The organism is Nonomuraea sp. NPDC049400, from assembly GCF_044466425.1.
Taxonomy (GTDB): Bacteria; Actinomycetota; Actinomycetes; order Streptosporangiales; family Streptosporangiaceae; genus Nonomuraea.
In genome coordinates this window covers 287,049-313,438 of sequence record NZ_JBITMP010000008.1, presented here as the reverse complement: position 1 = coordinate 313,438, position 26,390 = coordinate 287,049, and the positions used below count along the sequence as shown (strand labels likewise).

Here is a 26,390-nt window from a genome sequence, read left to right as displayed (position 1 = left end):
GCGGTTGGCGGTGCCCGCCGCGCCGCGCGATCACGCGCACATCGACACCGACACGGTGATCGCCTTGGCATGCGCCGAACTCCCCAGGGTCTCCCACCAGGCGGTGTACGACGTACTGCGTCCGCTGACCAACGCCGGAACTGCGCCGTCGGCCACACCTCCTGTCTCACCGCAGCGGATGACCAGGGCTTCGTGGTCGACGAGCCGGAGGTCGTCTAGAGGTCGTCTATTGGGGCACCTACTCCGACTGTACGACTAGACGCATTAGCCAGTGATCCAGAAGTTCGGAGGAAGTAGATGAGCGACACCCAGGACAACGCCCACTCCAGCGCGCAGGGCGTGGATCGGAAGGCGGCGGCCGGCTACTCGCTCGCGCATGACTCCGTGACCGCGCATGGCAGCGAGAGCGAGAACCCGGCGATCGACTCGCCGACTCCGAGGACCGGCGGTCGTCCGCGCACGAACCGGGACTGGTGGCCCAACCAACTCGACCTCTCGGTGTTGCGCGCGCACTCGTCCAAGGGCAACCCGCTGGCAGATGGCTTCAGCTACGCCAAGGAGTTCGAGAAGCTCGACGTCGAAGCCCTCAAGCAGGACATCGTCGAGGTGCTCACCACCTCGCAGGACTGGTGGCCGGCCGACTTCGGCCACTACGGCGGTCTCATGATCCGGATGAGCTGGCACGCCGCGGGCACCTACCGCATCCACGACGGTCGCGGCGGGGCCGGCGATGGCGCCCAGCGTTTCGCCCCGCTCAACAGCTGGCCCGACAACGCCAACCTCGACAAGGCCCGCCGGTTGCTGTGGCCGGTCAAGCAGAAGTACGGCCAGCAGATCTCGTGGGCCGACCTGCTCGTTCTCGCAGGCAACGTCGCTCTGGAGTCGATGGGTTTCAAGACCTTCGGCTTCGGCTTCGGCCGCGAGGACGTCTGGGAGCCAGAGGAGATCTTCTGGGGTCCGGAGGACGCCTGGCTCGGTGATGAGCGCTACGTCACCGACACCGAGATGGTGCCGAACTTCGGCGCGACCGAGATGGGGCTCATCTACGTCAACCCGGAGGGCCCACGCGGCAACGCGAACCCGGCTGCGGCGGCGCATTTCATCCGCGAGACCTTCGGACGGATGGCGATGAACGACGAGGAGACTGTCGCTCTCATTGCCGGCGGCCACACGTTCGGCAAGACCCACGGCGCCGGCATCGCGGACGATCACGTGGGGCCGGAGCCCGAGGCCGCGCCGCTGGAGGCGCAGGGTCTGGGCTGGCTGAGCAGCCACGGCACCGGCAAGGGCGGTGACACGATCACCAGCGGTCTCGAGGTGACGTGGACGGACCGGCCGACGCAGTGGAGCAACCGTTTCTTCGAGATCCTCTTCGGCCACGAGTGGGAGCTCACCACGAGCCCCGGCGGGGCGAAGCAGTGGGTCGCGAAGGACGCCGAGGCGATCATTCCGGACGCCCACGACCCGTCGAAGAAGCACAAGCCGACGATGCTCACGACCGACCTGGCGCTGCGCGTCGACCCGACGTACCAGAAGATCTCCCTCCGCTTCCTGGAGAACCCCGACGAGTTCGCGTTGGCCTTCGCCAAGGCCTGGTACAAGCTGTTGCACCGCGACATGGGTCCGGTCAGCCGCTTCCTCGGACCGTGGGTCGCCGAGCCCCAGCTGTGGCAGGACCCGGTGCCGGCCGTCGACCACGAACTCGTGGGTGACGCCGACGTCGCTTCCCTCAAGGCGAAGGTCCTGGAGTCCGGCCTTACGACCGCTCAACTGGTCTCCACCGCTTGGGCCTCCGCCGCGAGCTTCCGGTCCACCGACAAGCGCGGCGGCGCCAACGGCGCCCGGCTCCGCCTCGAGCCGCAGCGCAGCTGGGAGGTCAACCAGCCCGAGCAACTCACGACGGTCCTGGACACCCTCGAGGGCATCCGGCGCGAGTTCAACGAGGCCGGCGGCGCGAAGATCTCGCTCGCCGACCTGATCGTGCTGGCCGGTTCGGCCGCCGTCGAGAAGGCAGCACGCGAGGCCGGCATGGCAGTGACAGTGCCGTTCCGGCCGGGCCGCACCGACGCCACTCAGGACCAGACCGACGTCGAGTCCTTCCGGGTCCTCGAACCGAGGGCCGACGGGTTCCGCAACTACCTGCGTTCCGGCGAGAAGACCCAACCGGAGGTGCTGCTCGTCGATCGTGCCTACATGCTCAACCTGACCCCGCCCGAAATGACCGTCCTGATCGGCGGCCTGCGTTCCCTCGGAGCCAACTTCGGCGGTATCCAGCACGGCGTCCTCACCGACCGGCCCGGCGTGCTCACCAACGACTTCTTCACCAACCTGCTCTCCCCGGGCGCCCGGTGGAAGGCATCAGACTCCGAGGAGTATGTGTACGAGATCCGCGACGTGGCCACCGATGAGGTGAAGTGGACCGCCACCGCGGTCGACCTCATCTTCGGCTCCAACTCCCAGCTACGAGCCCTCGCGGAGGTCTACGCCAGCCAGGACGCCCGCGACAAGTTCGTGACCGACTTCGTTGCAGCCTGGGCCAAGGTCATGGAACTCGACCGGTTCGACCTCGCCTGACCTGTCTCCACCTGACGAGCCCGGTCGGGCCCTGCGGCTCACGCGTGATGAGGCCTTGTAAGCCGCAGGCGGAGCGCCAGTTCTGGCGCGCCCGCAAACGCAGCGCTCCCTCTCCCGCATGCGGGCCTGCGGGGGAGGGAGAACGCGGTCGTGACGCGCCGGATGGGGTGGCTCGCTCAGCGAGAGCCGCCGGTCGACGATGCCCGGGGCGGTCGGTTGGGGCGTCGGCCTCCCAGGTGATCGCGGGGTGATACGGGGCGGCATCGGTGACGGCGCTTCGTGGCCGCAAGAAGCGCTCTCGAGCAGCCGCGGGGTGGCCGGAGTGCCGAAAGTGGCGATGCGGAGATGACATCATCGGGGGATGTTGCGTCGATACGTTGCCGGCATCGGAGTAATGATCGGGGTGATGTCCGGTTGCTCCGAGGCGCCGTACCAGCTGCCTGACCGCAACACGCCAGCTGTGCAGGCTGAGGAGAAACGCCTCGCCGCGCGCCTGCCGGACAAATTGCTTTGGGCCCCGGGCACCTGCAAGGTCCGGCTACTCGGCAAAGAGGACTCTTCGTCGTTTGCCTGGGCGGCCTGCGAGATCACGCCGACGGCCGACGCTCCATCGGGCGGCGTCTCCATGCCGGTCCGAGTGGACGGAGATCAGGTTAGGAAACCTGCCGACGGTGAGGGCTATGCAGATAGTGTCAAGCATCTGTTCCCGCACGGTCTGGCAGACATGGTGCTCCACGAGGCTGACCGGCTGCGCCCGTAGCTCACGCAGCGTCAGCTCTGCCCCGGAAGATCGTCAAGATCCTCGCCGTCGCCGCCGAGATCGCCCGATTGTCGGCCCCTCCGCGGCCGATGCCAGATCCAGCGCGGGCTCACGTCCTCCGCAGCCAGAGCGTGTGCGCGGCCCAGGCTGTCGCGGCGCCCACCGCGTACCAGAAGAGGTCGGGCGGGTTGAACGTGCTGCCCAGCAGCGGTCGCAGCATGGCCGGGATCTCGCCGAGCTGGGCGAACTCGATCATCCAGCTCGCGCCGGCCGCCAGCGCCGCCGCCACCCAGGGTTTCACTTTGGGGAGGATCAGCGCCACGAGCGTGTAGATCAGTACGGTGTAGAGGGCGTCGCCCGCGTACTTCGACACGGGGCCGTCGAACAACGCGCGCACCCCCAGCCCGGCCGCAATTGTCAGGGCGGCTGCGATGAGAACGGGCAGGCGGGACATCAGATCACGTTAGCGCCCAGAGTGATGGCGGGACACCTCCGCTCGTCCGCTCAGGTGACACCCACCATCTCCGCTATGCCGGGCCGGCGCATAGGCGCGCTGCCGCCCCTGCGGGTCGCTGCGGTTCAGCTCGTGCCCCGGTCGACCGGTTGGAGCGAGCCATGGCGGACCTGGCCCGGTGGCGCGGCCATCGGGTGTTAGCGGCGACGGCGCTGTCCTGCGTGCCGGGGGCTAATCAGCTGAGGGGATGCGGGACATCATGCGCTCCATGCCGTTGACCCAGTTGCCGCGCAGGGCCTGCGCGGCCTTGGGGAGGTCTCCGGCGATGAGCAGCTCGGCCACCAGGCGGTGCTCGGTCGCCTCCCGCTCCAGCGGGGTGTCGTCGCCCGCCAGCAGGTGGGCGTAGCGCCGCATGCCCGCCTTGACGCTGGTGATGAGGTCGAGCAGGCGCTCGTTGCGGCAGCCGCTCAGCAGCAGGTCGTGCCACTCGTCGTCGTGACGCTCTATCTCCTGCTGCTCCGCGATCCGGTCGGGGAACTCCTGGGCCATCGTCAGCAGCTGGGGGGCGATGCGGCGCAGGTGGGCGGGGTCGGAGCAGTCGAGTGCGAGCGACTCCAGCGCCGCGACGATCTCGCACAGCTCCCGGAACTCCTTGCGGCTCACCGGCGCGAACCTGAAGCCGCGGCCCTGGCTGCTCTCCAGCACGCCCTCGCCCGCGAGGGTGATGAGCGCCTCGCGCAGGGGGGTGCGGCTGACGCCCAGCTCCGCGGCGAGCGCGGCCTCGTTGATGTCGGTGCCCGCGGCGAAGTCGCCCCGGTCAAGCCTGGTCAGCAGCTCTTCCCTGATCTGCTCGCGCAGCGGTCGCCGCTCGATGGGCATGACGCTCCTTCGGTTTCCGGCCGGGCCAAGCTTACCGCTTGACGCGATACAAAATACTGCACTATGAATTCTGAATACAAAATATCACGAGAAGGGAGCGGGAGTGAGCCTGACCCGCGTGCCCGGGCTGCTGTTCGGCGGCGACTACAACCCCGAGCAGTGGCCCGAGGAGGTCTGGGCCGAGGACATGCGGCTCATGGCCGAGGCCGGGGTGACCATGGTCACCGTCGCGGTCTTCTCGTGGTCGCGGCTGGAGCCGCGGCCCGGCGCGTACGACTTCGGCTGGCTCGACCGCGTCCTGGACCTGCTGCACGAGCACGGCATCGCGGCCGATCTCGCCACCGCGACCGCGACCCCGACGCCGTGGCTGGTCCGCGAGCACCCGGAGGTCATGCCGGTCGACGCGCAGGGGGTGAGGCTGGAGTTCGGCTCGCGCCAGGGCTACTGCCCCAGCTCGCCGGTCTTCCGTGAGCACGCCGTGCGGCTGGCCACTGCCATGGCCGAGCGGTACGGCGGCCACCCCGCCCTGGCCATGTGGCACGTCGGCAACGAGTACGCCGACCATACGCTGGAGTGCTTCTGCCCGGAGTCGGCACGGCACTTCCGCGCCTGGCTGGAGGCCCGCCACGGCACGATCGAGTCGCTGAACTCCGCCTGGGGCACGTCCTGCTGGGGCCAGCACTACACCGCGTTCGGCCAGATCGAGCCGCCGCGCAGGGCGCCAGGCCCGATCAACCCGGCCCAGCTCCTCGACTGGCGCCGTTTCTGCAGCGACGCGCTCCTGGAGCTGTTCTCCGCCGAGCGCGACGTGCTGCGCGTGATGACCCCGGACGTTCCCGTCACCACCAACTTCATGAGCATCCTGCACGGCCTCGACTACTGGGCGTGGGCCGCGGCCGAGGACCTGGTGAGCGACGATGCCTATCCCGACCCGGCCGACCCGCAGTCGCACGTGGCGGTCGCGCTCAGCTACGACCTGATGCGCTCGCTCAAACGGCGCCCCTGGCTGCTGCTGGAGTCGGCGCCGTCGGCGGTGTCATGGCGCGAGGTGAACGTCCCCAAACCGCCCGGCATGATGCGGCTGCACAGCCTTCAGGCGGTGGCCCACGGCGCCGACGGCGTGCTGTTCTTCCAGTGGCGCCAGGCCAAGTACGGCCCGGAGAAGTTCCACTCGGCTCTCCTCCCGCACGGCGGCACGCGCACGCGCGGCTGGCGGGACACCCTGCGCCTCGGCTCCGACCTGCGGCGGCTCGCGGAGGTCGCGGGCACGGACACGCGGGCCGAGGTGGCGCTCGTGCTCGGCTGGGACAGCTGGTGGGGCCTGGAGGCGCCGGAGTCGATGCCGTCCAACCGGCTCAAGCTCAAGGACCTGCTGCTCGCCTGGTACGCGCCGCTGCACGCCCGCGGCATCACGGTCGATCTCGCGCCGCCGGACCGCGACCTGTCCAGCTACCGCGTGGTGATCGTGCCGAACCTCTACCTGTGCACACCCGAGCAGGCAGGGCGGCTCGCGTCGGTGACCGGCGAGCTGGTGGTCGGCCCGTTCAGCGGCGTCGTGGACACCGCCGACCGCGTCCACGACGGCGGCGCGCCCGGCCCGCTGCGCGACCTGCTCGGCGTCGCGATCGACGAGTTCTGGCCGCTCACCGACGGGGCGACCCAGCGGGTGCGGTACGCGGGCGGCGCCACCGGCGTGGCCAGGACCTGGACGGAGTGGGTGCGCCTCGACGGCGACGACCCCGCGGCGGTGCTCGCCACGTACGAGGGCGGCGACCTCCACGGCCTGCCTGCGATCACCCGCAAGGGGAACGTCACCTACGTCAGCTGCCTGCTCGACGACGTGACGCCCGTGCTCGACCGGGTGCTCGGCGGCGTCGCGGCCGTCGAGGCGCCCGCGGGCGTGGAGGCGGTCCGCCGCGGGCGCCACCTCTTCCTGCTCAACCACACGACCACCCCGCAGCGGGTCACCCTGCCGCACCCCGGCACGGACCTGCTCACCCAGACCCGCCTGCGCGGCGACATCGAGCTCGCCCCGCGCGACGCCGTAGTGCTCAGGACTGAAGGAGACACGTGACGCACCCATACATCCCGAACGCCGAACCCGGCGTGCGGGCCGAGATGCTCGCCGCGATCGGCGCGTCGAGCGTCGAGGACTTCTACGCCGACATTCCCGCGGAACTGCGCCTGGCCCGGCCACTCGATCTGCCCGCGCCGTTCACGGCGGAACACGACCTGGTACGCCACATGAAGGGCCTGCTTGACCGCGTCACCGACACGGAGCAGGCGCTGAGCTTCCTCGGCCACGGCTGCTACCCGCACCACGTCCCGGCCGTGTGCGACGAGGTGAACGCGAGGAGCGAGTTCCTCACCGCGTACGCGGGCGAGCCGTACGAGGACCATGGCCGCTTCCAGGCCCTGTTCGAGTACGTCAGCATGATGGGCGAGCTGCTGGAGATGGACGTCGTCAACGTCCCGACCTACGACGGCTTCCAGGCGGCCGGCACCGCCCTGCGCATGGCGTGCCGCTACACCAAGCGCTCGAAGGTCTGCGTCAGCGCCGCCATCAGCGCCGACAAACTGAGCAAGCTGCGCGACTTCCTCGCCCCGGACATCGAGATAGTCCTGGCCCCGGTGGGGGAGGGCGGCGAGATCACGGTCGAGGCGTTCGATGACTCCTACGCCGCGATCTACCTGGAGACCCCGAACGTCTACGGCGTCGTCGAGACCCGCGGTCGCGAGCTGGCCGGCCTGGCCCACGCGCACGGCGCGCTGCTCGTGGCCGGCGCCGACCCGATCTCCCTCGGCGTGCTCGCCCCGCCCGCCTCCTACGGCGCGGACATCGCCTGCGGCGACATCCAGTCGCTCGGCATGCACCAGAGCTACGGCGGCGGCCACGCCGGCTACATCGCCACCCATGACCACGAGCCGCTGGTCGCGGAGTTCCCGTCCCGGCTGTTCGGCATCGCGCCGACAAAGGTGCCCGGCGAGTACGGCTTCGGCGACGTCTACTACGACCGCACCTCCTTCGCGCACCGCGAGGAGGGCAAGGAGTGGGTCGGTACCGCCGCCGCCCTCTGGGGCATCACGGCCGGGGTCTACCTGGCGCTCATGGGCCCGCAGGGCATGCGCGATCTGGGCGAGACGATCCTGGCCCGCACCCGCTACGCCATGGACGCCCTGGCCGCGTCGGTCACGGTGCTGCACCGCGACGCGATCCACTTCCGCGAGTTCGCCATCGAGGTGCCCTCCAGCGCGGCCCTGCTCGACGGGCTGCGCGAATGCGGCATCTACGGCGGCGTCGCGCTCGACGACCGCACGGTCCTGGTCTGTGTGACCGAACGCCACTCCATCGCCGACATCGACCGGCTCGCCGCAGCCGTACAGGAGACGCTGTGAACACCACGGAGTCCTTCGCCGAGCTCCCCGTCGCGCCGAAGCCGCCGCTGCGCCGCTTCCACCAGGCGCGCTGGGACGAGCCGATCATCTTCGAGTTGTCCGCGCCCGGTCGCCGCGGCGTCGCCGTGCCCGAGCCCGGCGCGCCCCGCGTCGAGCTGCCCGACTCCGTTAGCCGCGCGCAGCCGCCGAAGCTGCCCGAGATGTCCCAGCTGCACGTGCTGCGGCACTACCTGCGGCTGTCGCAGGAGAACCTGGGCGTCGACCTCAACATCGACGTCGGGCAGGGCACCTGCACGATGAAGTACAGCCCCAAGGTCAACGACAGGTTCGCCGCCGCCATCGCCGAGCTGCACCCGCTCCAGCACGAGGACACCGTTCAGGGCGTGCTGGAGATCTACTGGCGGCTCGAACGCATGCTGGCGGAGATCTCCGGCATGGCGCGGGTCTCGCTCCAGCCGGGCTCCGGGTCGGCGGCCATCTACGCCAACATCGCCATGATCCGCGCCTACCACGCGGCCCGCGGCGAGGCACGCCGTGACCAGGTGATCACCACGATGTTCTCCCACCCGTCGAACGCGGCCTGCGCCAAGACCGCGGGCTACGAGGTCATCACCCTGATGCCGGACGCCGACGGCCTGCCCGACATCGAGGCGCTGCGCGCGGCCGTCGGCCCGCGCACCGCCGCACTGATGATCACCAACCCGGAGGACACCGGCATCTTCAACCCCCGGATCAGGGAGTTCGTGGACCTGGTGCACGAGGCGGGCGGCCTGGCCTGCTACGACCAGGCGAACGCCAACGGCATCCTCGGCATCACCCGCGCCCGCGACGCCGGATTCGACCTGTGCCACTTCAACCTGCACAAGACGTTCTCCACGCCGCACGCCTGCGGCGGCCCCGCGGCCGGGGCGTGCGGCGTCTCCGAGGACCTGGCGCCGTTCCTGCCCGGCCCGGTCGTCGCCTTCGACGGCGAGTCCTACCGCCTGGAGACGCCGCCCGCCTCCATCGGCAAGGTGCGGCCGTTCCTCGGCGTCACCCCGAACATCGTGCGCGCCTACGCCTGGATCATGGCGCTCGGGGCCGAGGGCCTGCGGCAGGTCGCCGAGACGGCCGTGCTCAACAACAACTACCTGATGCACAAGATCCTGCAGATCCCGGGCGCGTCCGCGCCGTGGGACAGGCGCAGGGTCGAGCAGGTGCGCTACTCGTGGCAGGAGCTGTCGGAGCAGACCGGGGTGCACTCGGAGGAGATCGGCGTCAGAGCGGCCGACTTCGGGGTGCACTACTGGACCAGCCACCACCCGTACGTGGTGCCCGAACCGTTCACGCTGGAGCCCACGGAGTCGTACTCGAAGGAGGACCTCGACGAGTACGCGCTCATCCTGGCGCACGTGGCCGAAGAGGCGCGGCGCGATCCCGAGTTCGTCAAGGGCGCGCCGTACAACCAGACCGTCCACAAGATCGACATGACGTCGCTCGACGACCCCAAGGAGTGGGCGCCCACCTGGCGCGCCTACGTCCGCAAGCATCTGTCATGACGGGCGCGGCGGTGGTCGGGCTGGTCGTCAACCCGGTCGCCGGTCTCGGCGGCGCGGCCGGGCTCAAAGGCAGCGACGGCGTGGAGGTGCAGCGCGCGGCCCTGGCCAGGGGCGCGACGCCCCTGGCCGGCGAGCGGGCGGCGCGTGCCGTCCGCACGCTGATGGCCCGCCGTCCCGGGACCCGGGTCCGCACGGTGCCGGGCCGGATGGGCGAGGACAGCGTACGCGACTCCGGGGCTCCGTACGACCTGGTCAGGCCGCCGTCCGCGTCCTCCAAGGCGTCTTCCGGCGGTTCCGCAGGGACGAGCGCGGAGGACACGCGGCGCGCCGTGGCCGCCCTGGCCGGGGTGGACCTGCTGCTGTTCGCGGGCGGCGACGGGACGGCGCGCGACGTGCTCGACGCGGTCCGCGCGCTCGGCGGCCACGCGCCGCCCGTGCTGGGCGTGCCGGCCGGGGTGAAGGTCTACTCCGGCTGCTTCGCCATCAGTCCGGCCGCCGCCGGATTCGTCGCGGCGGAGTTCGACCCGGCGCGCACGGCCGAGGCCGAGGTGGTGGATCTCGACGAGGACGCCTACCGCCGCGGCCTGGTCAGCCCCCGGCTGTACGGCAGCCTGCGCGTCCCCGCCGCCCGCGCCGCGTTGTCGGGGCGCAAGGCCGGATCGTCAGCCGTGGCGCCCGCCACCGCCGAGGGCGTCGCACAGGAGGTCGTGGCCAGGATGCGGCCCGGCGTCCGTTACGTCCTCGGGCCTGGCGCCACCACGCGGGCCGTCGGCCGCGCGCTGGGCCTCGCCACCACGCTGCTCGGCGTGGACGTGGTCGAACGCGCCCCGGAGGGCGGCCGGCTGGTGGCGGCGGACGTCGCGGAGACCGAGCTGTTCGGCCTGGTCAGCGGCAAGGAGTCGATGCTGGTTCTGTCGGTCATCGGCGGGCAGGGGTTCGTGCTGGGGCGCGGGAACCAGCAGGTGTCGCCCAGGGTGCTCGACGCGGTGCTCCATGGGGGCCGCTCAGGCCCGGGTGGGCGGCTGCTCGTCCTGGCCACCCAGCAGAAGCTCGCGTCGCTGAAGGGACGGCCGCTGCTGGCCGACAGCGGCGACGAGGATTTCGACAAGAAGCTCGGCGGGCACGTCCAGGTGATCACTGGATACCGCGAAAGCACGATTTATCGCATTTGTGCGGCAAGTGAGGAGTTCAGCGGATGAAGACGCTCGACGGCAAGGTCGCGATCGTCACGGGCGGCGCCTCGGGCATCGGGCGGGCCACCGCCCTGCTCTTCGCCAGGGAAGGCGCCCGGGTGGTGGTCGCCGACATCGACGCGGCCGGCGCGGACGCCACCGTGGCGCAGATCGCCGCGGAGGCGGGAGAGGCGACCGCTGTGGCGGTGCGGGCCGACGTCTCCGACCCCGAGGACTGCCGGCGCGTCGTCGGCGCCGCCGTCGAGACCTTCGGCGGCCTGCACGTCCTGTTCAACAATGCGGGCATCATCCGCCGCACCACCGCGCTCGACCTCGACGTCGAGGAGTGGGACCGGGTCATGGCGGTCAACGTCCGTTCGGTGTTCCTCATGTGCAAGCACGCCATCCCAGCCATGACCGAGGGCGGCTCGATCGTGAACACGGGGTCGGGATGGGGCCTCAAGGGCGGCGGCAACGCCATCTCGTACTGCGCCTCCAAGGCTGCCGTGGTCAACATGACCCGCGCACTCGCCATCGACCATGCCAAGGCCGGCATCCGCGTCAACTCCGTCAACCCCGGCGACACCGACACGCCCATGCTGCGCGACGAGGCCCGCCAGCTCGGCGAGGACTGGGCCGCCTTCCAGTCCGACGCGGCAGACCGGCCGATGGGTCGCGCGGGCACCCCGGACGAGATCGCCCAGGCTGTGCTCTTCCTGGCCAGTGACGCGGCCAGCTACATCACCGGGTCCGCCCTCGTCGTCGACGGCGGCGGGCTCGCCTGACCCACACCCCCCACGCAACCCCCGAAGGAGCCGACCATGAACCGTGCCCTGGCAGTCCTGGGCATCCTCGCCGTCGCGACGACCGCGTGCAGCGGCAGCGGCGGCGGGAACGTCCCAGGAATGAGCAGCGGATCCGGCCAGGTCACCATCCGCTGGTCCACCTGGGGATCGGCCGAGGACATCAAGCTCTACGAGAAGTTCACCGAGGACTTCGCGAAGCGCCATCCCGACATCAAGCTCAAGCTGGAGCCGGTCGCCAAGTACGAGGACTACCACCCCAAGCTGCTCGCCCAGCTCACCAGCAAGACCGCCCCCGACGTGTTCTTCGTGGGCGACGACAACATCGGCAAGTTCGTCTCCGCCGGGGTGCTCACCCCGCTCAACGACAAGCTGGCCGGTCCTTCCTCCAAGAGCAAGCCCGAGGACTTCTTCGAAGGTATCTACGGCGGCGCCAGGAAGGACGGCCAGATCTACGGCGTCCCCAACGACACCAACCCCGAGGTGCTCTGGTTCGACAAGAAGGCGCTCAAGGACGCCGGGATCACCGAGGACCCCGCCGCGCTCAACGAGGCCGGACGGTGGACCATGGCCACGTACCTCGACATGAACGCCAAGCTCAAGGCGGCGGGCAAGGCCGGGTCGATCTTCTGGAACTGGTACGGCTCCACGTACTCCATGATCAACGGCTTCGGCGGGAAGGTCTGGGACGGCGGGAAGTTCGTCGCCACCACCGACCCCAAGGCACGCGAGGCCCTGCAGGCTCTGGCCAAGGGCTACCAGGACAAGACCTTCCTCAGCGCCGACCTGCTGCCCGACAGCAACGGCCCGAGCACGCAGTTCCTCAAGCACAAGGCCGGCTTCTACGCCGGAGGCCGGTGGATGATCGACTCACTGAAGAAGGGCGGCGAGCTGGCGGACTACGACATCGTGCCGTTCCCCTCGCAGACCGGCCGGCCCATGCCCGGCGCGGTGGCCGCCTCCTATCTGGCGCTCAACAAGGACACCAAGCTGCCCGAGCAGGCGTTCGCCTTCCTCACCGAGTTCGTCAGCAAGGAGGGCCAGCTCATCAGGCTCAAGGGCGGCGGCGCCGTGCCGTCCGTCAAGGGCGCCGAGCAGATCGTGCTCGCCGACGGCTACCCCGCCCACGCCCAGACCTTCCTCGACGTGCGCGACACCGGCTTCGCGAACTACCCCGAGGAGGTCGCCGTGCCCGGCCTCACCGCCGACATCAACGAGCACCTGATGAAGGTGTGGACCGGCAAGGTCGGCTTCGACGAGGGCATGACCCAGCTCCAGAAGCTCGTCGACGGCAAGCTGCGCTAGCCGTGACCGCCCTCACGCGGGCCCGCCCCCGCACGATCCACCGCGCGCGGCCCGTCCGCAACCGCGACGGCTGGTGGGCCGCGTTCTTCCTCGCGCCGCAGGTCGCCGCGCTGCTGGTGTTCCTCGTCTTCCCGCTCGGCTTCGCCGTCGTGCTGGCGTTCATGCGCTGGGACGGGCTCGGGCAGAAGGAATGGGCCGGCTTCGACAACTTCGCCGCCCAACTGTCCGATCCCGAATTCGGGCTGGCGGTATGGAACACGGTCAAGCTGGCGCTGCTGACCGTGCCCTTCGGGCTCGGCCTCGCGCTGCTCATCGCCGTCGCGCTGAACAACGTCAAGGGCAGCGGCTGCTACCGGGTGCTGTACTTCCTCCCGGTGGTCACCAGCTCGGTCGCCGTCGCGCTGATGTGGCAGATCATCCTGGCCGGCAACGACTACGGCGTCCTGAACTCGTCGCTGAAGCGCTGGTTCGGCATCACCGCGCCTGACTGGCTCGGCGACCCCGGCTGGGTGATCGTGGCCATCGCCGTCGTGACGATCTGGTCGTCGCTCGGCCTCAACGTGGTGATCTTCCTGGCCGGGCTCCAGACGATCCCGCCTCAGATCGTCGAGGCCGCGCGCATGGACGGCGCGGGCAGCCTGCGCATCTTCCGCTCGGTCACGCTGCCGCTGCTCTCGCCGACGATCTTCTTCTCCACCGTCGTCGCGGTGATCAGCTCGTTCCAGGCCTTCGACCAGATCTACGTGCTGGTGGACCCCGAGGACAACGAGGGCGCGAGGACGATCGTCTACCAGGTCTACGAGCTGGGCTTCAAGGACTTCCAGTTCGGCATGAGCAGCGCCGCCGCGCTCATCCTCCTGGTCCTGACGCTGCTCGTGACGCTCGTCCAGTTCGCGGCGCAAAAGCGCCTCGTCCACTACGACTCGTGAGGGGGGCGGCATGCGACCCAGGCAGGTAGCCCTGCACGCCGGGCTCACTCTCGGCGGGCTGGCGATGCTCTTCCCGTTCGTCTGGATGCTGCTGACGTCGTTCAAGGGCGTGCGGCAGATGCTGAACAACCCGCTCGACTGGCTGCCCGACCCGTGGCGCTGGGAGAACTATCCCGACGCGCTCGGCGCGATGCCGTTCGGCGCCGCGTACTGGAACAGCTTCTACATCGCCGCGCTGAACGTCACGCTCACGCTGCTGACCTCGGCCATGGCCGCCTACGCCTTCGCCCGGATCAGGTTCCGTGGCTCCGGCGTGCTGTTCGTGGTGTTCCTGGCCACCCAAATGGTGCCCGCGCAGGTGACGGTCGTGCCGCTCTACCTGATGCTGGCCAAGTTCGGCTGGATCGACTCGCACCTGTCGCTCATCGTGCCGAGCATCGCGAACCCGTTCGCGGTGTTCCTGCTGCGCCAGTTCATCAGGGCCGTGCCCGTGGAACTGGAGGAGGCCGCCAGGATCGACGGGGCGGGACGCTGGCGCTGCTTCTGGAACGTCGTGCTGCCGAACATCCGTCCCGGTCTCGGCGCGCTCGGCATCATCGCCTTCCTCGCGTCCTGGAACGCCTTCTTCTTCCCCCTGATCTTCCTGAACTCGCCCGAGCTCGCCACGGTGCCGCTGCTGCTCAGCCAGTTCTCCGGCCAGCGCACGGCCGTGGACTACGGGCTCATCCTGTCCGCCTCCGCGATCGCCGTCGTGCCGACGCTCATCGCCTTCCTCATCGGCTAGCGGAAGATCATCAACTCGATGGCCGCTTCCGGCCTGGGAGGTCGCTGATGCCGGACCTACGCGAACGCCCGTTCACCGACCGCGGCTCGCGGCTGCTGGTGATGGCGGCGGACGACGGCTCGCTCTGGATCACCAGAGCCCTGTACGAGACCAGGCTCGCCGACGCGACGGTGCTCACCGGCCTGCGGATCCTTTCGGGGAGCGGCGAACTGCCGGTGCTGCGGGTGCTGCCGGACCGCGTGGAGTTCGCGAGGGGCGTGGCCATGGCCTTCGCGGGACCGGACACGCTCGTCCTGACCGGGGCGGGCGTGCGGGCCGTCTGGGACGGCGGCGAGGCTGACATCGACGGCTGCGTCACCCTCATCGGCCCGGACCGCGCGAGGCACGACGCGGCGGCGGTGCTCGACGCGGCCGCCGCGCGATGGCGTGACTGGTTCGCCCGCATGCCCGCCGTGCCCGCGGACCTGCGCGAACGAGCGGAGGACGCGTGGTGGACACTGGCGGTGAACCTGGTACGGATCCAGGGCCGAGAGTCACTCGTCCCTTCCAAGAACGGCTACGTCGGCCTGTGGAACTGGGACTCCTACTTCCACGCCATCGCGCTCAGGCACGCCGACCCCGCCCTGGCCAGGGAGCAGATCCGCATCCTGCTCGACCACCAGCGCCCCGACGGCCTGCTCCCCGATGTCGTACACGACCACGGCGTGCTGGCCGAGACCACCGACCTGCCCCGCTCCGACCTGGCCAGGCTGGCCGAGCATGTCGGGGGCGGGCCGATCGGGGACGCCGTACCCGTCACCAAGCCGCCGCTCACCGCCTGGGCGGTGTGGAAGATCCACGAGGTGGACCCCGACCCCGCCTTCCTCGCCGAGGTCTACGAGCCGCTGGCCCGCTCCCAGAAGTGGTGGTTCAGGCACTCCGACCCGGACGGCGACGGCCTGGCCGAATACCTGCACCCGTACTCGTCCGGCCTGGACGACAGCCCTGTCTGGGACGGTGGCCCCCGCGCCGAGCCGCCCGACCTGAACGCCTACCTCGCCCTCCAGCACGACCGCCTGGGCGACATCGCGCAGGCGCTCGGCAAGGATGCCGCACCGTGGCGAGCCAGGGCGCGGGCCCTGGTGGACCGCATGATCGCGCGCCGGTGGAACGGCACGAGGTTCGCCACGGTGGTCGGCGGGCGCGAGGCGGACGTGCGCACCCCGCTGGAGCTGATGCCGCTCTTCACCGGGCGGCTCCCTGCGGGGATCGCGGACCGGCTCGTCGCCGACCTGCGCTCGCCCAGCTTCTGGGCCGGGCACCCGGTGCCGACCGTCGCCTTCGACGACCCGAGATTCGACCCCGAGGCCATGTGGCGCGGACCGGTCTGGCTGAACGTCAACTACCTGCTCATCGACGGCCTGCGCCGCTCGGGGCATCAGGGGACGGCCGCCGAGCTGCGCGAGCGCACCCTGGCCATGGTCCGCGACGGTGGTGGCCTCCACGAGTACTGGAACCCGCTGACCGGCCGCCGCGCGGGCCGCGCGACGACCGCCTTCGGCTGGTCGGCCGCCCTCTTCCTGGACCTCGCTCAGGAGGGCTGACCGGCACCAGACGGCGGAACGCGGGCGGGGTCAGCTCGTCGGACGGCGTTCCCACTCGGCGGTCAGCTCGGTCAGGCGCTCATCTGAGGTGAGGTCCCGCACGGAGGCCGGTACGAGGTTCGAGTCGAAGTACGGGCTCAGCAACGGGCCAAGCGTGGCCGCCATCAGCAGGTCGCTCGGCTCGATGGCGCGCCGATCACCGTCGAACGGCACCCCCAGCGTGCTGACCGCGCCCGTGGACCGGGACCTGACGACGATCTTCAGCATGTCGTCGATGCCGTGGCTGCGCAGGAATGTGTCGGCGAAGTCCCGCTCCGGCTCGGTCGCCCGCAGGCGGAGCTGTCCGAGGGTCGCCGCGCCGTGGCGGGTCAGGCGGGCGACCCCGTCGTGCGAGGCGAACGGATTGTTCCAGCGCCAGCGCTCGACGTATTCCTCCACGAAGTCCGGCCGGAACATGGTGAGGTACTGCTCCTCGCCATCGCTTCCCAGCGCCAGATAAGCGGGGTTCTTGGCGACGAACGCGTCGATCCACCCGAGATGGACGGCCACAGCCTCGGCCAGCGCCGGATAGAGCTCACCCTCCCGAGCCACGGCCACTTGCTCCAGCACCTTGATGAGCCTTCGGTATTGCAGCTGTTCCACGGATCCGCCATCGCACTCGTTGATCGCTTCGGGGGCAGCCGGTGTGGTGGGCTGCGGCGTTCTCGCCTGCTCAAGGATTCCGTAATGGGTGGCCGTTAATCCATTACTTGACCAAGGAATCCGCTTCAAAGGCCCATGTCCCACGACGCCCCCCAGTCGCGAGTGATGGCGAATTCGGCAAATGCCTCAATCGGCGGCTACCTCCATCGTCCGCGCCACGCGCTCTGCTCATTCGCCGCCCAGGTCCAGCAGGACCTTCGACGCCATGGAACGGTCACCGGCCAGGTCGAACGCTTCGACCGCCCGGGCCAGCGGAAGGGTGTGGCTGATGACAGGATCGACCTCCAGGCCCGAGGCCAGGAGCGAGAGCGCGTCGTCGAATTCGTGGTCGAAGCGGAAGGCGCCCCGCATGGTGATCTCCCTGGTGACGACCACGTTGCCCAGGAGCCCGGTCTTGCCGGGCGGGAGCAGCCCGAGGAGGACGACCGTTCCGCCGCGACGTACCCGCCGTACGCAGGTGTCGAGGCCCTCCGCGGAACCGGACGCCTCGATGGCGACGTCGACGTCGTCCGGCCACGCCGGGTCGTCGGGGTGGTCCGCCCGGACGGTGGCCGTGGCGCCGACCCTCCGGGCGATGTCCAGAGGGGCGTCCAGCAGATCGCTGACGGTCACCTCCGCGGCTCCCGCATGGCGCAGTGCGGCGACCACCAAGGCACCGATGGGACCGGCGCCGGTGACCAGCACCCGCCCCCAGCCCCCGGCCGCCTCTCGAGCGCGGCGCACCGCGTGCAGGGCGACGGACAGTGGTTCGGCCAGCACCGCCCGGCCCGGGTCGAGACCGGCAGGCAGCGCGCGCACCTGGTCTGCGGGTACGACCAGACGCTCGGCGAAACCGCCCTGGACGTGGGGCATCCGTGCCGCGCTGCCTGACCGACGTCCCCGGCCTGACGTGCACCGCGCCGAGCGGCGGCTTCTACGTGCTCGTGGGATGTGCCGGGCTGCTCGGCAGGCGCACCCCGGCAGGCGAGGAGCTCCGTTCGGACGAGGAGTTCGCGCGCCACCTCCTGGAGTCGCAGCGAGTGGCGGTGATCCACGGAGCGGCTTACGGGGCACCCGGCTACTTCCGCATCTCTTTCGCGACGTCGAGCACCGTCCTGCGCGAGGCCTGCGAGCGCCTCGCCCGCGCCTGCGCCGACCTTGCCTGACCCACGGAGAAGACCATGCCGCATGTCAACACGAAGTTCGACCGCCCCGATCCCGCGCTGGTCCGGCGGCTCAGTGAGTACTCCTCCGCCACCATCCACGAGGCACAGGGCCGGCTCGGCGCGCTGAGCTCCAGGATCAAGCCGGTCGACGACGCCATGTCGCTGTGCGGGCCCGCGTTCACCGTGGTCTGCGCCCCCTGGGACAACATCATGCTCCAGGTCGCCATCGCGTACGCCCGGCCAGGCGATGTCATCGTGGTGTCCGCCGGTGAGTACGCCGAGGCCGGTTCCTTCGGCGACGTACTGGCCAACGCCTGCGTGGCCAAGGGCCTTGGCTGGCTCATCACCGACACGGGCGTTCGCGACACCCGGGAACTGCGCGAACTCGGGTTCCCGGTGTTCTCCCTCAGCGTCTCCATCAAAGGCACGGTCAAGGAGAGCGTCGGCCCCATGGCCGAGCCCGTCCTCATCGGCGGTGAGATCGTACGCCCTGGCGACGTGGTGCGCGGTGACGCCGACGGCGTCGTGGTGGTGCGGCGCGAAGACCTGGTCGAGACGGCGGTCCGCCCGCCGAAGGCGCACCAGGCGCCCGCGCAGAGCCGACAAGGAGGTACGAGACATGGCCCCGCTGGTGGTCGTCATGGGAGTGTGCGGTTCGGGCAAGTCGACGGTCGGCGCCCTGCTCGCCGAGCGACTCGGGCTGCCGTATGCCGAGGCGGACGACCTCCACCCGCCGGCGAACATCGCCAAGATGGCGGCGGGGGTCCCGCTGGACGACGCCGATCGGGCGCCCTGGCTTGACCTGATCGCCGCCTGGCTGGCCGGGCAGGGCGGGAAGGGTGGTGTCGTCGCCTGCTCGGCTCTGCGCCGCCGGTACCGGGACAGGTTGCGGGCGGACGCGTCGGACGTCTTCTTCCTTCACCTCGACGGCTCCGAGGAGCTCATCGGACGCCGGCTGGCGGAACGCGTCAGCCATTTCATGCCGCCCGCACTGCTGCGCTCGCAGTTCGAGGCACTGGACCCGCTGGAGGCGGACGAGAAGGGGGTGACGGTATCCGTGGACGCCCCGCCGGGCGAGATCACCCGCCGTGCGCTGGCCGCGATAGCGGGCGCCGGCGGCGGCATGGAGTGAGCGTGCGGGCGCCCCGGGCGACCCCTTGAGCGAGCCCGCGATCCGCCATCAAAGCTCGCGATGGAACCGAAACCGGACCCCCGATCGTCCCCTCGATAGAAGGGATCGACCAGTTGCCTACCAGTAGCATCCGTTCCATGACGCTGCGTAGGTAAACTCCACTGGACCCCCGTTCGAGCAAGGAGTACGAATCGGTGAATCCGCACGCACTTGCCCATCGGGCACACCGACACGGCTGGGATGTGCAGACCGTCCCGCGATCCTCCGGCCCTACGGTCATCCTGGAGCGTGACGGCTGGCGTCTGGAAATCGCGTTCGACGGTCACGCACCCAAGGAAGCCACCGCCAACGAACCCGGTCACAACGTCGGCAGGCAGCTCAACCTCCGCTCGATCAACGACTTCGTGCACCAGCCACGGACAGATCGGTTAGGTCGCCCCATGCCGCGATCGGCGGCAGGGCACTCGTCGCGCAAGCGACCATGAAGCGGGCGAGCAGCTCGACGACGGACACGGCGACCGCGAGCAGGACGCCCCACGGGATGAGATCGATGATCGTCATTCGACATGGGTGACGTCATCTGAGCATGTCGGGATCTTCGACGCTGATGCGCCGTCCCGTGCCACGCCTCGGGTCCGGCTCGCGCTGCCATCGATGATGATGACGACTTGATCGCGGACCTGGACGGCGGCGTCGATGCCCGGCCCGGCCGACTGCGGCGTTCCTGCCTGCCTGGCCGGCGCCGCAGCGCCCGCCGCCAGCCCCCGCCCCTGCTGGCGCGCGTGAAAGGCGCCATCTGACAGCTCGTGCCGGTGCAGGCACAGGAAGATGAACAGCGCACCTCGCGGACCTCACCCGCCGGCTCGGAGCTGAAGACGTCGGCCGGAGGGCGCATGGTGGCCGGCTCTGCGACGCTGGCCAGGCTCCCCACTCCGGCACGTGACGACAACCGGATCATCTCGCGGAACGCCTTCACCTGGGACGCCGATGTGCGGGAGCCGGAACGGTTACCTGAGCGCACAGGTGTCGATCCGTTCCGCGGAAGACCGCCGTTCCCGGTGACAGTGGTTCAAAAGGACGTCGCGGTGAAGTATGGGTCATCTCGACAGGTTCTAAGACGGAGTATCGGTGCGTGGAAGTATGAACTGTCCGGACTGCGGTGCGATGTTGTCCGGAACCGGGCCACAGGAGCCGGTGTCCAGGTGCCCGAGGTGTGGGCTGCCTCTGCAGGGACCCGCCGCGCACGAGCTCTGGCAGGTGGACCAGGCTCTCGCCGGGCTGAGGGATCAGCAGGCCAGATTACAGGCCCGCCGTACGGAACTGCTCGGCGTCCTGCGCGCCGGCGCGGCGGATCACGGGGCGGCAGGCGCGGGTGCGGCGGGTCAGGGGCCTGCGGGTGTGGCGGGTCAGGGGCCCGGTGCCCCGACGCGGGAGGTCTCACCGGGCGCCGCGAAGAACGTCCTGCTCATCCTCGGCGGCCTGCTGCTGACGGTGGCGGCGGTGGTGTTCACCGTGGTGAGCTGGGGGCGGCTGGGCATGGGCGGGCGCGCGGCCGTGCTGGCGGCGTTCACCGCGCTGGTGCTGCTGGCGCCGGTCGTGCTGATCCGGCGCAGGCTCACCGCGACGGCCGAGACCGTGGCCGGGTTCGCGGTCGCGCTGCTGCTGCTCGACGGCTACGCGGCCAGGCGGGCGGGATTCGCCGGGGCCGACGCCCTCGACGCGCTGCACTACACGGCGGGGGTGTTCGGGCTCACCGCGCTCATCCTGGTGGCCTATGCCCGGGTCACCCGGCTTCGCGGACCCGCTCCGGTCGCCGTGGTGCTGGCGCAGCCGGTCCTGCCGCTGCTGGCCGGCGACTTGTCGGCGACCTGGCTGGTGGCCACGCTGGTGGCCACGGCGGCGCTGGACGTCGCCGTGGTCCGCTACGGCCGGGGAGCGGTGCGGGTGACGGCCGCCGTGGCCGGCAGCGGGGTCGCGACCCTCGCCCTGCTGGGCGGCGCGCCGTACGCGCTGGGGTCCCCGTCCGTCGGTCAGGCGCTGGTCAGGTCGGCGCCGCTGGTCGCGCTGGCCCTGCTCGGCGGGTTCGTGACCTGGCTGCTGGCCAGGCCGGGCAAGGAACAAGAGGAGATCTGGGCCTCCGCGGTCACCGTCGGAACCGCGCTCACGCTGATCGCCGTGCCGGCCGCGCTGGCGCAGCCGGCGCTGGACGGCCCGGGCACGGACTGGCGTCCCCTGGCCTACCTCATTCCCGCACTCGCCGTGGTGCTCGCCACCGCCTGGCTGCCCTGGCGGAGGGTGCGGCTGGCGGGCATGGCCACCGGCGGGCTGGTCGCGCTGCTGACCACGCTGACGCTGCTGCCCCGGCTCGTGGCCACGCTGGCGGCGCCGCTCGCCTGGCTGGACGTGCTCTGGACGGGCACGTGGGACGGACCGCAGTGGCAGCTGGGCGAGATGGCGTCGCCGGCGGACGTGGCGGTGCTGGGCGTGGTGGCGGCCGGACTCCTGGCGGCGGTCGTGCACGGCGCTGGCGGGCGGCCGATGAAGGTGGCGGCTGTGCGTGGCACCGGCGGGCGGCCGATGAAGGCGGCGGCCGAGCGTGGCGCCGGCGGGTGGGCGATGAAGGCGGCGGCGTCCGGCGCGCTGCTGTCCGGGGCGCTCATGGTCGCGGTCGCCCCCCAAGCCTTCGCGATGCCCTACCCGGCCGCGGTGGCGGTGCAGGCGGCGCTGGCCGTCGCGCCGGCGGTGGCCGCCACACTAAGCCGGGCGCCCTGGTGGGCGGTGGCATGCGCGCTCGTCGCCGGTCCCGCCTCGGTACGGGCGGCGGCGTACGCGTTCGGCAGCGAGCCGGCGACGCTGATCGTGCTGCCGATCCTGGCGGTGGCGGCCGCCGCCATGGCGCTGGTGGCCAGGGTGAAGGACATCCGGGTCTGGGGACTGGGCTTCGCCGCGCTGTTCTTCGGGCTGGAGGCGGTGGCGGTGGGGTTCTCGCTGGGCCTGCGCGTCCTCGTCGCGGCGAGCGTGGGGTTCGCCGTGGCCGGGGTGCTGGTGCTGCTCATGTCGCTGTGGGCGGGCTCGGCCGGCCGAGGCGGCGTGAACGGCCTCAGGTACACCGGCGCCACCCTGCTGCTGCTGGCCTCGTGGCTGCGACTGGTGGCGGACGAGGTCACCGTCGTCGAGGCGTACACGGTGCCGTGCTCGCTGGTCCTGCTGGGATCCGGCTGGTGGCGGCGGCGCGGCGCGCCGGTCTCCTCCTGGGCGGCCTATGGTGCGGGCCTCTCCTTCACGATGCTGCCCAGCCTGGTCGCGGTCTACTCGGACACGGACTGGCGGCGGTCGCTGGCGCTCGGCGTGCTGGCGCTGGCGGTGCTGTTCGCCGGAGCCCGGTTCCGGCTCCAGGCGCCCACGGTGATCGGAGCCGTCGTGGTCCCCGGGGTCGCGGTGCGGGAACTGGCCCCGTACGTGTCGGAGTTGCTCCTCGCGGTGCCGCGCTGGGTGCCGATCGCCGTGGGCGGGCTGCTGCTCGTGGTGGTCGGGGCGACGTACGAGGCCCGCATGCGGGACCTGCGCCGGTTGCGTGACACCCTGACGGCGATGGGTTGACGTTCCACTATCGAAAGAGGAAGCGGGCCCTCGACGCGGCCGAGACCGTCATGGTGAACGAACTCCTAACGCGAAATTATCGCTTTGTGTCTGATTTATTCCCTGTCGTGGGCGCGCCTCCATGATCTGGGCTGCTCTCGGAAGGAGCCCCGCCACCGGCGTGCGGGCGGGCGAGCGCGCGCACCCCGAGGCGCGGCGGCCACGAAGTCGAGGTCCTGCGACGGGGTGGTCTTCAACATGGCGAGGTAGTCGTCATAGTCACGGGCGGCACGGGCCACCTCGTTGAAGCCCACGGTGATCAGGTCGTCCCGGGACAGGGCACGGTGGTGCAGTTCCCGCAGCTCATCGGCCGAGGCAGTGAGGACGGGAACCGGGTGGGGGTTCAGCCCCGCGTGCCATCCGCCCGAGGCATCCACGCCGTCGCTGCCCAGCGGATCGCCAGGCGTGCACTCAGGCGGGCACCCAGGCTGAGCCCGGCCACCGCGGCCGCGTTCACCGCCGTCGCGGGTTCGAGGTCGTCGCGAACCACGAGGACGAGCTTCGCCGCCAAGGGCATGGTCGATCTTCCGTTTGACGGAATACGTCCCGACCTGGCAAGATCCCGACCCGTCAATCATCCAGAGGACTCGAGGGACCTGGCCCTGCGACGGTCCGGCAACCTCCCCGGCGAGAGTCGGCGAGAAAGGTGCCAATGCCAGGAACGATGAGGAGTCTCGATGAGCATGCGGCTTGATGTTCCTTCTCTGACCGGCGATCTGGTGCGGCTGGAGCCGCTGGCAATGCGGCACGTAGCCGATCTGGCGGAGGCCGCCGAGGAGGAACGCTCGTCCTACGGCTTCACCCTGGTGCCCCGCGCGCATGGGATGAAGGACTATGTGGCAGCGCAGGTCGCACGCGATGGATTGACTCCTTTCGGGCAGGTCCGGGTCGCCGACAGCAGGACGGTGGGTTGCACCGCGCTGTGGGATCCCCGCACCTGGCCGGACCGGCCGGGCGTGCGGGCGATCGAGATCGGTTTCACGTGGCTTGCCGCCTCAGCGCAGGGCACCGGGATCAACGCCGAGGCCAAGCTGCTGCTGATGTCGTATTCGTTCGAGACGCTCGGCGTCGCCCGCGTCGACCTGAAGACCGACGCCCGTAACCTCCGCTGCCGCCACGCGCTCCAGCGACTCGGCATTCCATTCGAGGGTGTCCTGCGCTCCTGGTCCATGTCGTGGGCGCCCGGCGAGGAAGGCGAGCTTCGCGACTCGGCCATGTTCGCCGTTACCGCCGCCGAATGGCCGGCGGTAAGAGCGGCATTGCGCGACCGTCTCAGCGCCGCCGGCCGCCGGTAACAGATCATGCGGGCCTCCCTTGACCACTGGGGCAGCGTGGGGCGCAAGCTGAAAGCCAGCCCGGGTGTTCACCGGCCGTCGACTTTCTCCGCCTTTCTCGCCTCTTCCATGGACGACACCCGAGACCAGGTCGTCGTGGACGCGGGGTGCGGAGCGGGCCTGGTCACTCTCGCCGCCTTGACCGCTGGAGCCCGGCACGTGATCGCTCAGGACTATGACCGGGCCGCGCTTGCTGACACCGCCCGCAACGTCATCGAGGTCCTCGGTCACGAGGCTCGCAAGCGGCTCACCCTCTGGGAGGCCGACTGGCGTCTCCTGGCCCCGATGAGCGCGAATCTTCTGGCCGTCAATCCTCCGCAACGTCCCGCCGCGCTGCTGCCCGACGTGCCACCGGATCAGCGTCATCTGCACGACGGCGGCGGTCGGGACGGCCTGGATGCCATCCGGCTGATCCTTGCCCATTCCAGCGTCGGGAGGGTCCGCACCACCGCGGCGGCCGTCCTCGATCCAACCGCGTTGCGAAACCCGAACTGGACCGAACCCCAACTCCTCGCCGACCTCGAACTGCCCTTCGACCCCGCGTGGCGCAGCGTCCTGCCCGACCTGCGTGGACGCGTCAACATCTGGCAGTTCACCCGGTTGTCCCTGCCCTCGTACCACCTGGTGGTCCCCTGACCTTCCGGACAGCTTTCTGACGATCACTTCACACTGCGCAATCGGCCACCAGGACATCGACGCGGTCAAGCGGAACGCCGCCGTCGTGCGTGCCGCGAGTTGCCCGGCGGCTGATGCCCGGTGCGGGTCGCGCCGGTCCGCACCGGGCGTCAGGCGTCGATCACCGGCTCGCGGGCGGATGCCTGGGTGAAGCGCGGCAGAGCGGCGACGCCCACCGCGAGCAGGGCGATGATGGCCAGCTGCACGTACTCGACGGCGGCGAAGGCATGGGGCACGCTGTGCGGCTCCAACGCCAGGTAGAGGGTGCCGAGCGCGGCCACCCCGAGGGCGAGCCCGCTCTGCTGCAGCGTGATCAGCACGCCGCTGCCGATACCGGCGAGGTGGGCGGGGACGTCGGCCAGCACGCTGCGGAACAGCCCGGCGAACAGCATGGACTGTCCGGCGCCGGCCAGGGCCAGCGGGACGGCCATGGCCCACAGGCTGACGTGTGGCCACGCTTCGACGATGACGGTCACCAGCAGGGCCAGTCCCGCCAACTGCACCACGGCGCCGACGGCCAGCGTGGCCCGGCCGAAGCGGGTGATCAGGCGCGGCGCCAGCAGGGATCCGGCGAAGAACAGCAGGGCCATCGGCAGGATCGCCAGACCGCCGTGCAGCGCGTCCTGGTGCAGCCCGTTCTGCACGGTGAGCGCGAAGACGAACATGAAAGCGCCGAAGCCGATGCTGAAGGCCAGCACCATCAGCAGACCCCGCGACATCGACGGCAGACGCAGCAGGGACGGCGGCAGCAGCGGGATCTCACCGCGCCGCTCGGCGCGCTTCTCCACCACGAAGGTGATGCCGCCCAGGACGACCGCCAGGGCGAACATCGCCCACGTCCACCAGGGCCAGCCCAGGGAGTGCCCTTCGGTCAGCGGGATGAGCAGGGTGGTGAGGGTGGCGGCGAACAGCACCGTGCCGGGCAGGTCGACGCCGACGGGCTGGTCCGAGCGGGTGTTCGGCACGATCCGCGCCGACACCAGCAGCACGACCACGCCGATGGGCACGTTGACCAGGAAGATCGGCCGCCACGACGTGCCGGCGATGTCGGCGGACACGAGCAGGCCGCCCACCAGCTGCCCGACCACCGCGGCGATGCCGGACGTCGCCCCGTACAGAGCCACCGCGCGGGCCTTGCGCTCGGATTCCAGCGTGTGGTGGAACGTCGCCAGCACCTGCGGGATCAGCAGCGCGGCAGTGGCACCCTGCACGATGCGCGCCCCGATCAGCAGCTCCACGCTGGGGGCCAGTCCGCAGGTCAGGGAGGCGGAGATGAAGCCGACGAGCGCGCCGAGGAAGATCCGGTGCCGGCCGTAGCGGTCGCCCAGCCGGCCGCCCAGCACCAGGAGCGCCGCGTAGGCGACGCCGTACCCGGCGATCACCAGTTCCAGGGACGATGCCGAGGCGTGCAGCTCGGCGTCGATGCTTGGCAGCGCGACGTTCGTGATGAAGAAGTCCATGATCGGCAAGAACGCGCCTGCCAGCAGGATGAACACCCCGAACGGGTGCAACCCGCCCGCCTGCGCCACGGCACGCGGGGATCCCTGCGCGACGCTCGCTCGCGGGGCGGGAAGTGTGGTCCTCAT

Annotated in this window: 23 protein-coding genes, 1 pseudogene and 1 riboswitch; of the genes and pseudogenes, 17 read left to right on the top strand and 7 right to left on the bottom strand. The window is 70.5% G+C overall.

Annotated elements, in window-relative coordinates; translation table 11 throughout:
- Positions 1–297 precede the first annotated feature (297 nt).
- Both katG and ACIBVN_RS15095 read left to right on the top strand, forming a co-directional pair.
- A complete protein-coding gene (gene katG, locus ACIBVN_RS15100) occupies positions 298–2,574 on the top strand; it encodes a catalase/peroxidase HPI (RefSeq protein ID WP_397136535.1) in 2,277 nt (758 codons plus the stop codon).
- Between the two features lie 361 nt (positions 2,575–2,935).
- Positions 2,936–3,334, top strand: a complete 399-nt coding sequence (locus ACIBVN_RS15095) for a hypothetical protein (protein ID WP_397136533.1) — start codon at positions 2,936–2,938, stop codon at positions 3,332–3,334.
- 109 nt (positions 3,335–3,443) lie between these two features.
- Here ACIBVN_RS15095 and ACIBVN_RS15090 read toward each other — a convergent pair whose 3' ends face one another.
- Together ACIBVN_RS15090 and ACIBVN_RS15085 are read right to left on the bottom strand one after the other, a co-directional pair.
- Positions 3,444–3,788 carry a DUF2809 domain-containing protein gene (locus tag ACIBVN_RS15090; protein WP_397136531.1) on the bottom strand — a complete coding sequence of 115 codons (345 nt, stop codon included), beginning with the start codon at positions 3,786–3,788 and terminating at the stop codon, positions 3,444–3,446.
- A 231-nt stretch (positions 3,789–4,019) separates the two neighbouring features.
- Positions 4,020–4,667: a GntR family transcriptional regulator gene (locus tag ACIBVN_RS15085; protein WP_397136529.1), complete on the bottom strand. Its 648-nt coding sequence runs from the start codon at positions 4,665–4,667 to the stop codon at positions 4,020–4,022.
- Positions 4,668–4,770: 103 nt separating this feature from the next.
- Between ACIBVN_RS15085 and ACIBVN_RS15080 the strand changes: the two genes are divergently transcribed.
- The 9 genes from ACIBVN_RS15080 to ACIBVN_RS15040 are packed head-to-tail and all read left to right on the top strand — an operon-like array spanning position 4,771 to position 16,177.
- A complete protein-coding gene (locus tag ACIBVN_RS15080) occupies positions 4,771–6,741 on the top strand; it encodes a beta-galactosidase (protein WP_397136527.1) in 1,971 nt (656 codons plus the stop codon).
- Positions 6,738–8,063 carry an aminomethyl-transferring glycine dehydrogenase subunit GcvPA gene (gene gcvPA / locus ACIBVN_RS15075; RefSeq protein ID WP_397136525.1) on the top strand — a complete coding sequence of 442 codons (1,326 nt, stop codon included), beginning with the start codon at positions 6,738–6,740 and terminating at the stop codon, positions 8,061–8,063. The genes ACIBVN_RS15080 and gcvPA overlap by 4 nt, the downstream gene beginning before the upstream one ends.
- Positions 8,060–9,601, top strand: coding sequence for an aminomethyl-transferring glycine dehydrogenase subunit GcvPB (gene gcvPB / locus ACIBVN_RS15070; RefSeq protein ID WP_397136523.1), 1,542 nt, complete (start codon positions 8,060–8,062; stop codon positions 9,599–9,601). Before gcvPA ends, gcvPB begins: the two co-directional genes overlap by 4 nt.
- Positions 9,598–10,800 (top strand): ATP-NAD kinase family protein, encoded by a 1,203-nt coding sequence (locus tag ACIBVN_RS15065; RefSeq protein WP_397136521.1) that lies wholly within the window; start codon positions 9,598–9,600, stop codon positions 10,798–10,800. Before gcvPB ends, ACIBVN_RS15065 begins: the two co-directional genes overlap by 4 nt.
- Positions 10,797–11,558, top strand: a complete 762-nt coding sequence (locus ACIBVN_RS15060) for an SDR family NAD(P)-dependent oxidoreductase (protein WP_397136519.1) — start codon at positions 10,797–10,799, stop codon at positions 11,556–11,558. The genes ACIBVN_RS15065 and ACIBVN_RS15060 overlap by 4 nt, the downstream gene beginning before the upstream one ends.
- 36 nt (positions 11,559–11,594) lie before the next feature.
- A complete protein-coding gene (locus ACIBVN_RS15055) occupies positions 11,595–12,881 on the top strand; it encodes an ABC transporter substrate-binding protein (protein ID WP_397136517.1) in 1,287 nt (428 codons plus the stop codon).
- A 2-nt stretch (positions 12,882–12,883) separates the two neighbouring features.
- Positions 12,884–13,810, top strand: a complete 927-nt coding sequence (locus tag ACIBVN_RS15050) for a carbohydrate ABC transporter permease (protein WP_397136515.1) — start codon at positions 12,884–12,886, stop codon at positions 13,808–13,810.
- Between the two features lie 10 nt (positions 13,811–13,820).
- Positions 13,821–14,594: a carbohydrate ABC transporter permease gene (locus ACIBVN_RS15045; protein ID WP_397136513.1), complete on the top strand. Its 774-nt coding sequence runs from the start codon at positions 13,821–13,823 to the stop codon at positions 14,592–14,594.
- Between the two features lie 47 nt (positions 14,595–14,641).
- Positions 14,642–16,177, top strand: coding sequence for an amylo-alpha-1,6-glucosidase (locus ACIBVN_RS15040; RefSeq protein WP_397136511.1), 1,536 nt, complete (start codon positions 14,642–14,644; stop codon positions 16,175–16,177).
- A 30-nt stretch (positions 16,178–16,207) separates the two neighbouring features.
- Here the strand turns inward: ACIBVN_RS15040 and ACIBVN_RS15035 are convergent, their stop codons facing one another.
- Both ACIBVN_RS15035 and ACIBVN_RS15030 read right to left on the bottom strand, forming a co-directional pair.
- Entirely contained in the window at positions 16,208–16,819 is a 612-nt protein-coding gene (locus ACIBVN_RS15035) for a hypothetical protein (protein WP_397136509.1), read from the bottom strand.
- A 228-nt stretch (positions 16,820–17,047) separates the two neighbouring features.
- Entirely contained in the window at positions 17,048–17,731 is a 684-nt protein-coding gene (locus tag ACIBVN_RS15030) for a zinc-binding dehydrogenase (protein WP_397136507.1), read from the bottom strand.
- Between the two features lie 2 nt (positions 17,732–17,733).
- Here ACIBVN_RS15030 and ACIBVN_RS15025 point away from each other — a divergent pair, with 2 nt between their 5' ends.
- The 3 genes and pseudogenes from ACIBVN_RS15025 to ACIBVN_RS15015 all read left to right on the top strand — a co-directional run bounded on the left by ACIBVN_RS15025 (position 17,734) and on the right by ACIBVN_RS15015 (position 19,156).
- Positions 17,734–18,024 carry an aminotransferase class I/II-fold pyridoxal phosphate-dependent enzyme gene (locus ACIBVN_RS15025; RefSeq protein ID WP_397136505.1) on the top strand — a complete coding sequence of 97 codons (291 nt, stop codon included), beginning with the start codon at positions 17,734–17,736 and terminating at the stop codon, positions 18,022–18,024.
- A gap of 15 nt (positions 18,025–18,039) precedes the next feature.
- Positions 18,040–18,597: pseudogene (locus tag ACIBVN_RS15020) on the top strand (4-carboxy-4-hydroxy-2-oxoadipate aldolase/oxaloacetate decarboxylase); the annotation flags it as partial.
- 46 nt (positions 18,598–18,643) lie between these two features.
- Complete coding sequence (locus ACIBVN_RS15015) at positions 18,644–19,156, top strand: gluconokinase (protein WP_397136503.1); 513 nt, start codon at positions 18,644–18,646, stop codon at positions 19,154–19,156.
- Between the two features lie 393 nt (positions 19,157–19,549).
- Here ACIBVN_RS15015 and ACIBVN_RS15010 read toward each other — a convergent pair whose 3' ends face one another.
- A complete protein-coding gene (locus ACIBVN_RS15010) occupies positions 19,550–19,717 on the bottom strand; it encodes a hypothetical protein (RefSeq protein WP_397136501.1) in 168 nt (55 codons plus the stop codon).
- A gap of 696 nt (positions 19,718–20,413) precedes the next feature.
- Between ACIBVN_RS15010 and ACIBVN_RS15005 the strand changes: the two genes are divergently transcribed.
- Positions 20,414–22,756: an SCO7613 C-terminal domain-containing membrane protein gene (locus ACIBVN_RS15005; RefSeq protein ID WP_397136499.1), complete on the top strand. Its 2,343-nt coding sequence runs from the start codon at positions 20,414–20,416 to the stop codon at positions 22,754–22,756.
- A gap of 95 nt (positions 22,757–22,851) precedes the next feature.
- On the opposite strand, the gene ACIBVN_RS15000 is transcribed toward ACIBVN_RS15005, so the two are convergent.
- Entirely contained in the window at positions 22,852–23,172 is a 321-nt protein-coding gene (locus tag ACIBVN_RS15000; protein ID WP_397136497.1) for a DUF2000 domain-containing protein, read from the bottom strand.
- Positions 23,173–23,366: 194 nt separating this feature from the next.
- A riboswitch (SAM riboswitch) is annotated at positions 23,367–23,466 on the top strand.
- Positions 23,467–23,472: 6 nt separating this feature from the next.
- Between ACIBVN_RS15000 and ACIBVN_RS14995 the strand changes: the two genes are divergently transcribed.
- Together ACIBVN_RS14995 and ACIBVN_RS14990 are read left to right on the top strand one after the other, a co-directional pair.
- Positions 23,473–24,090 carry a GNAT family N-acetyltransferase gene (locus ACIBVN_RS14995; protein WP_397136495.1) on the top strand — a complete coding sequence of 206 codons (618 nt, stop codon included), beginning with the start codon at positions 23,473–23,475 and terminating at the stop codon, positions 24,088–24,090.
- A 6-nt stretch (positions 24,091–24,096) separates the two neighbouring features.
- A complete protein-coding gene (locus ACIBVN_RS14990; RefSeq protein WP_397136493.1) occupies positions 24,097–24,765 on the top strand; it encodes a 50S ribosomal protein L11 methyltransferase in 669 nt (222 codons plus the stop codon).
- Positions 24,766–24,914: 149 nt separating this feature from the next.
- On the opposite strand, the gene ACIBVN_RS14985 is transcribed toward ACIBVN_RS14990, so the two are convergent.
- Positions 24,915–26,390 carry an MFS transporter gene (locus tag ACIBVN_RS14985; RefSeq protein WP_397136491.1) on the bottom strand — a complete coding sequence of 492 codons (1,476 nt, stop codon included), beginning with the start codon at positions 26,388–26,390 and terminating at the stop codon, positions 24,915–24,917.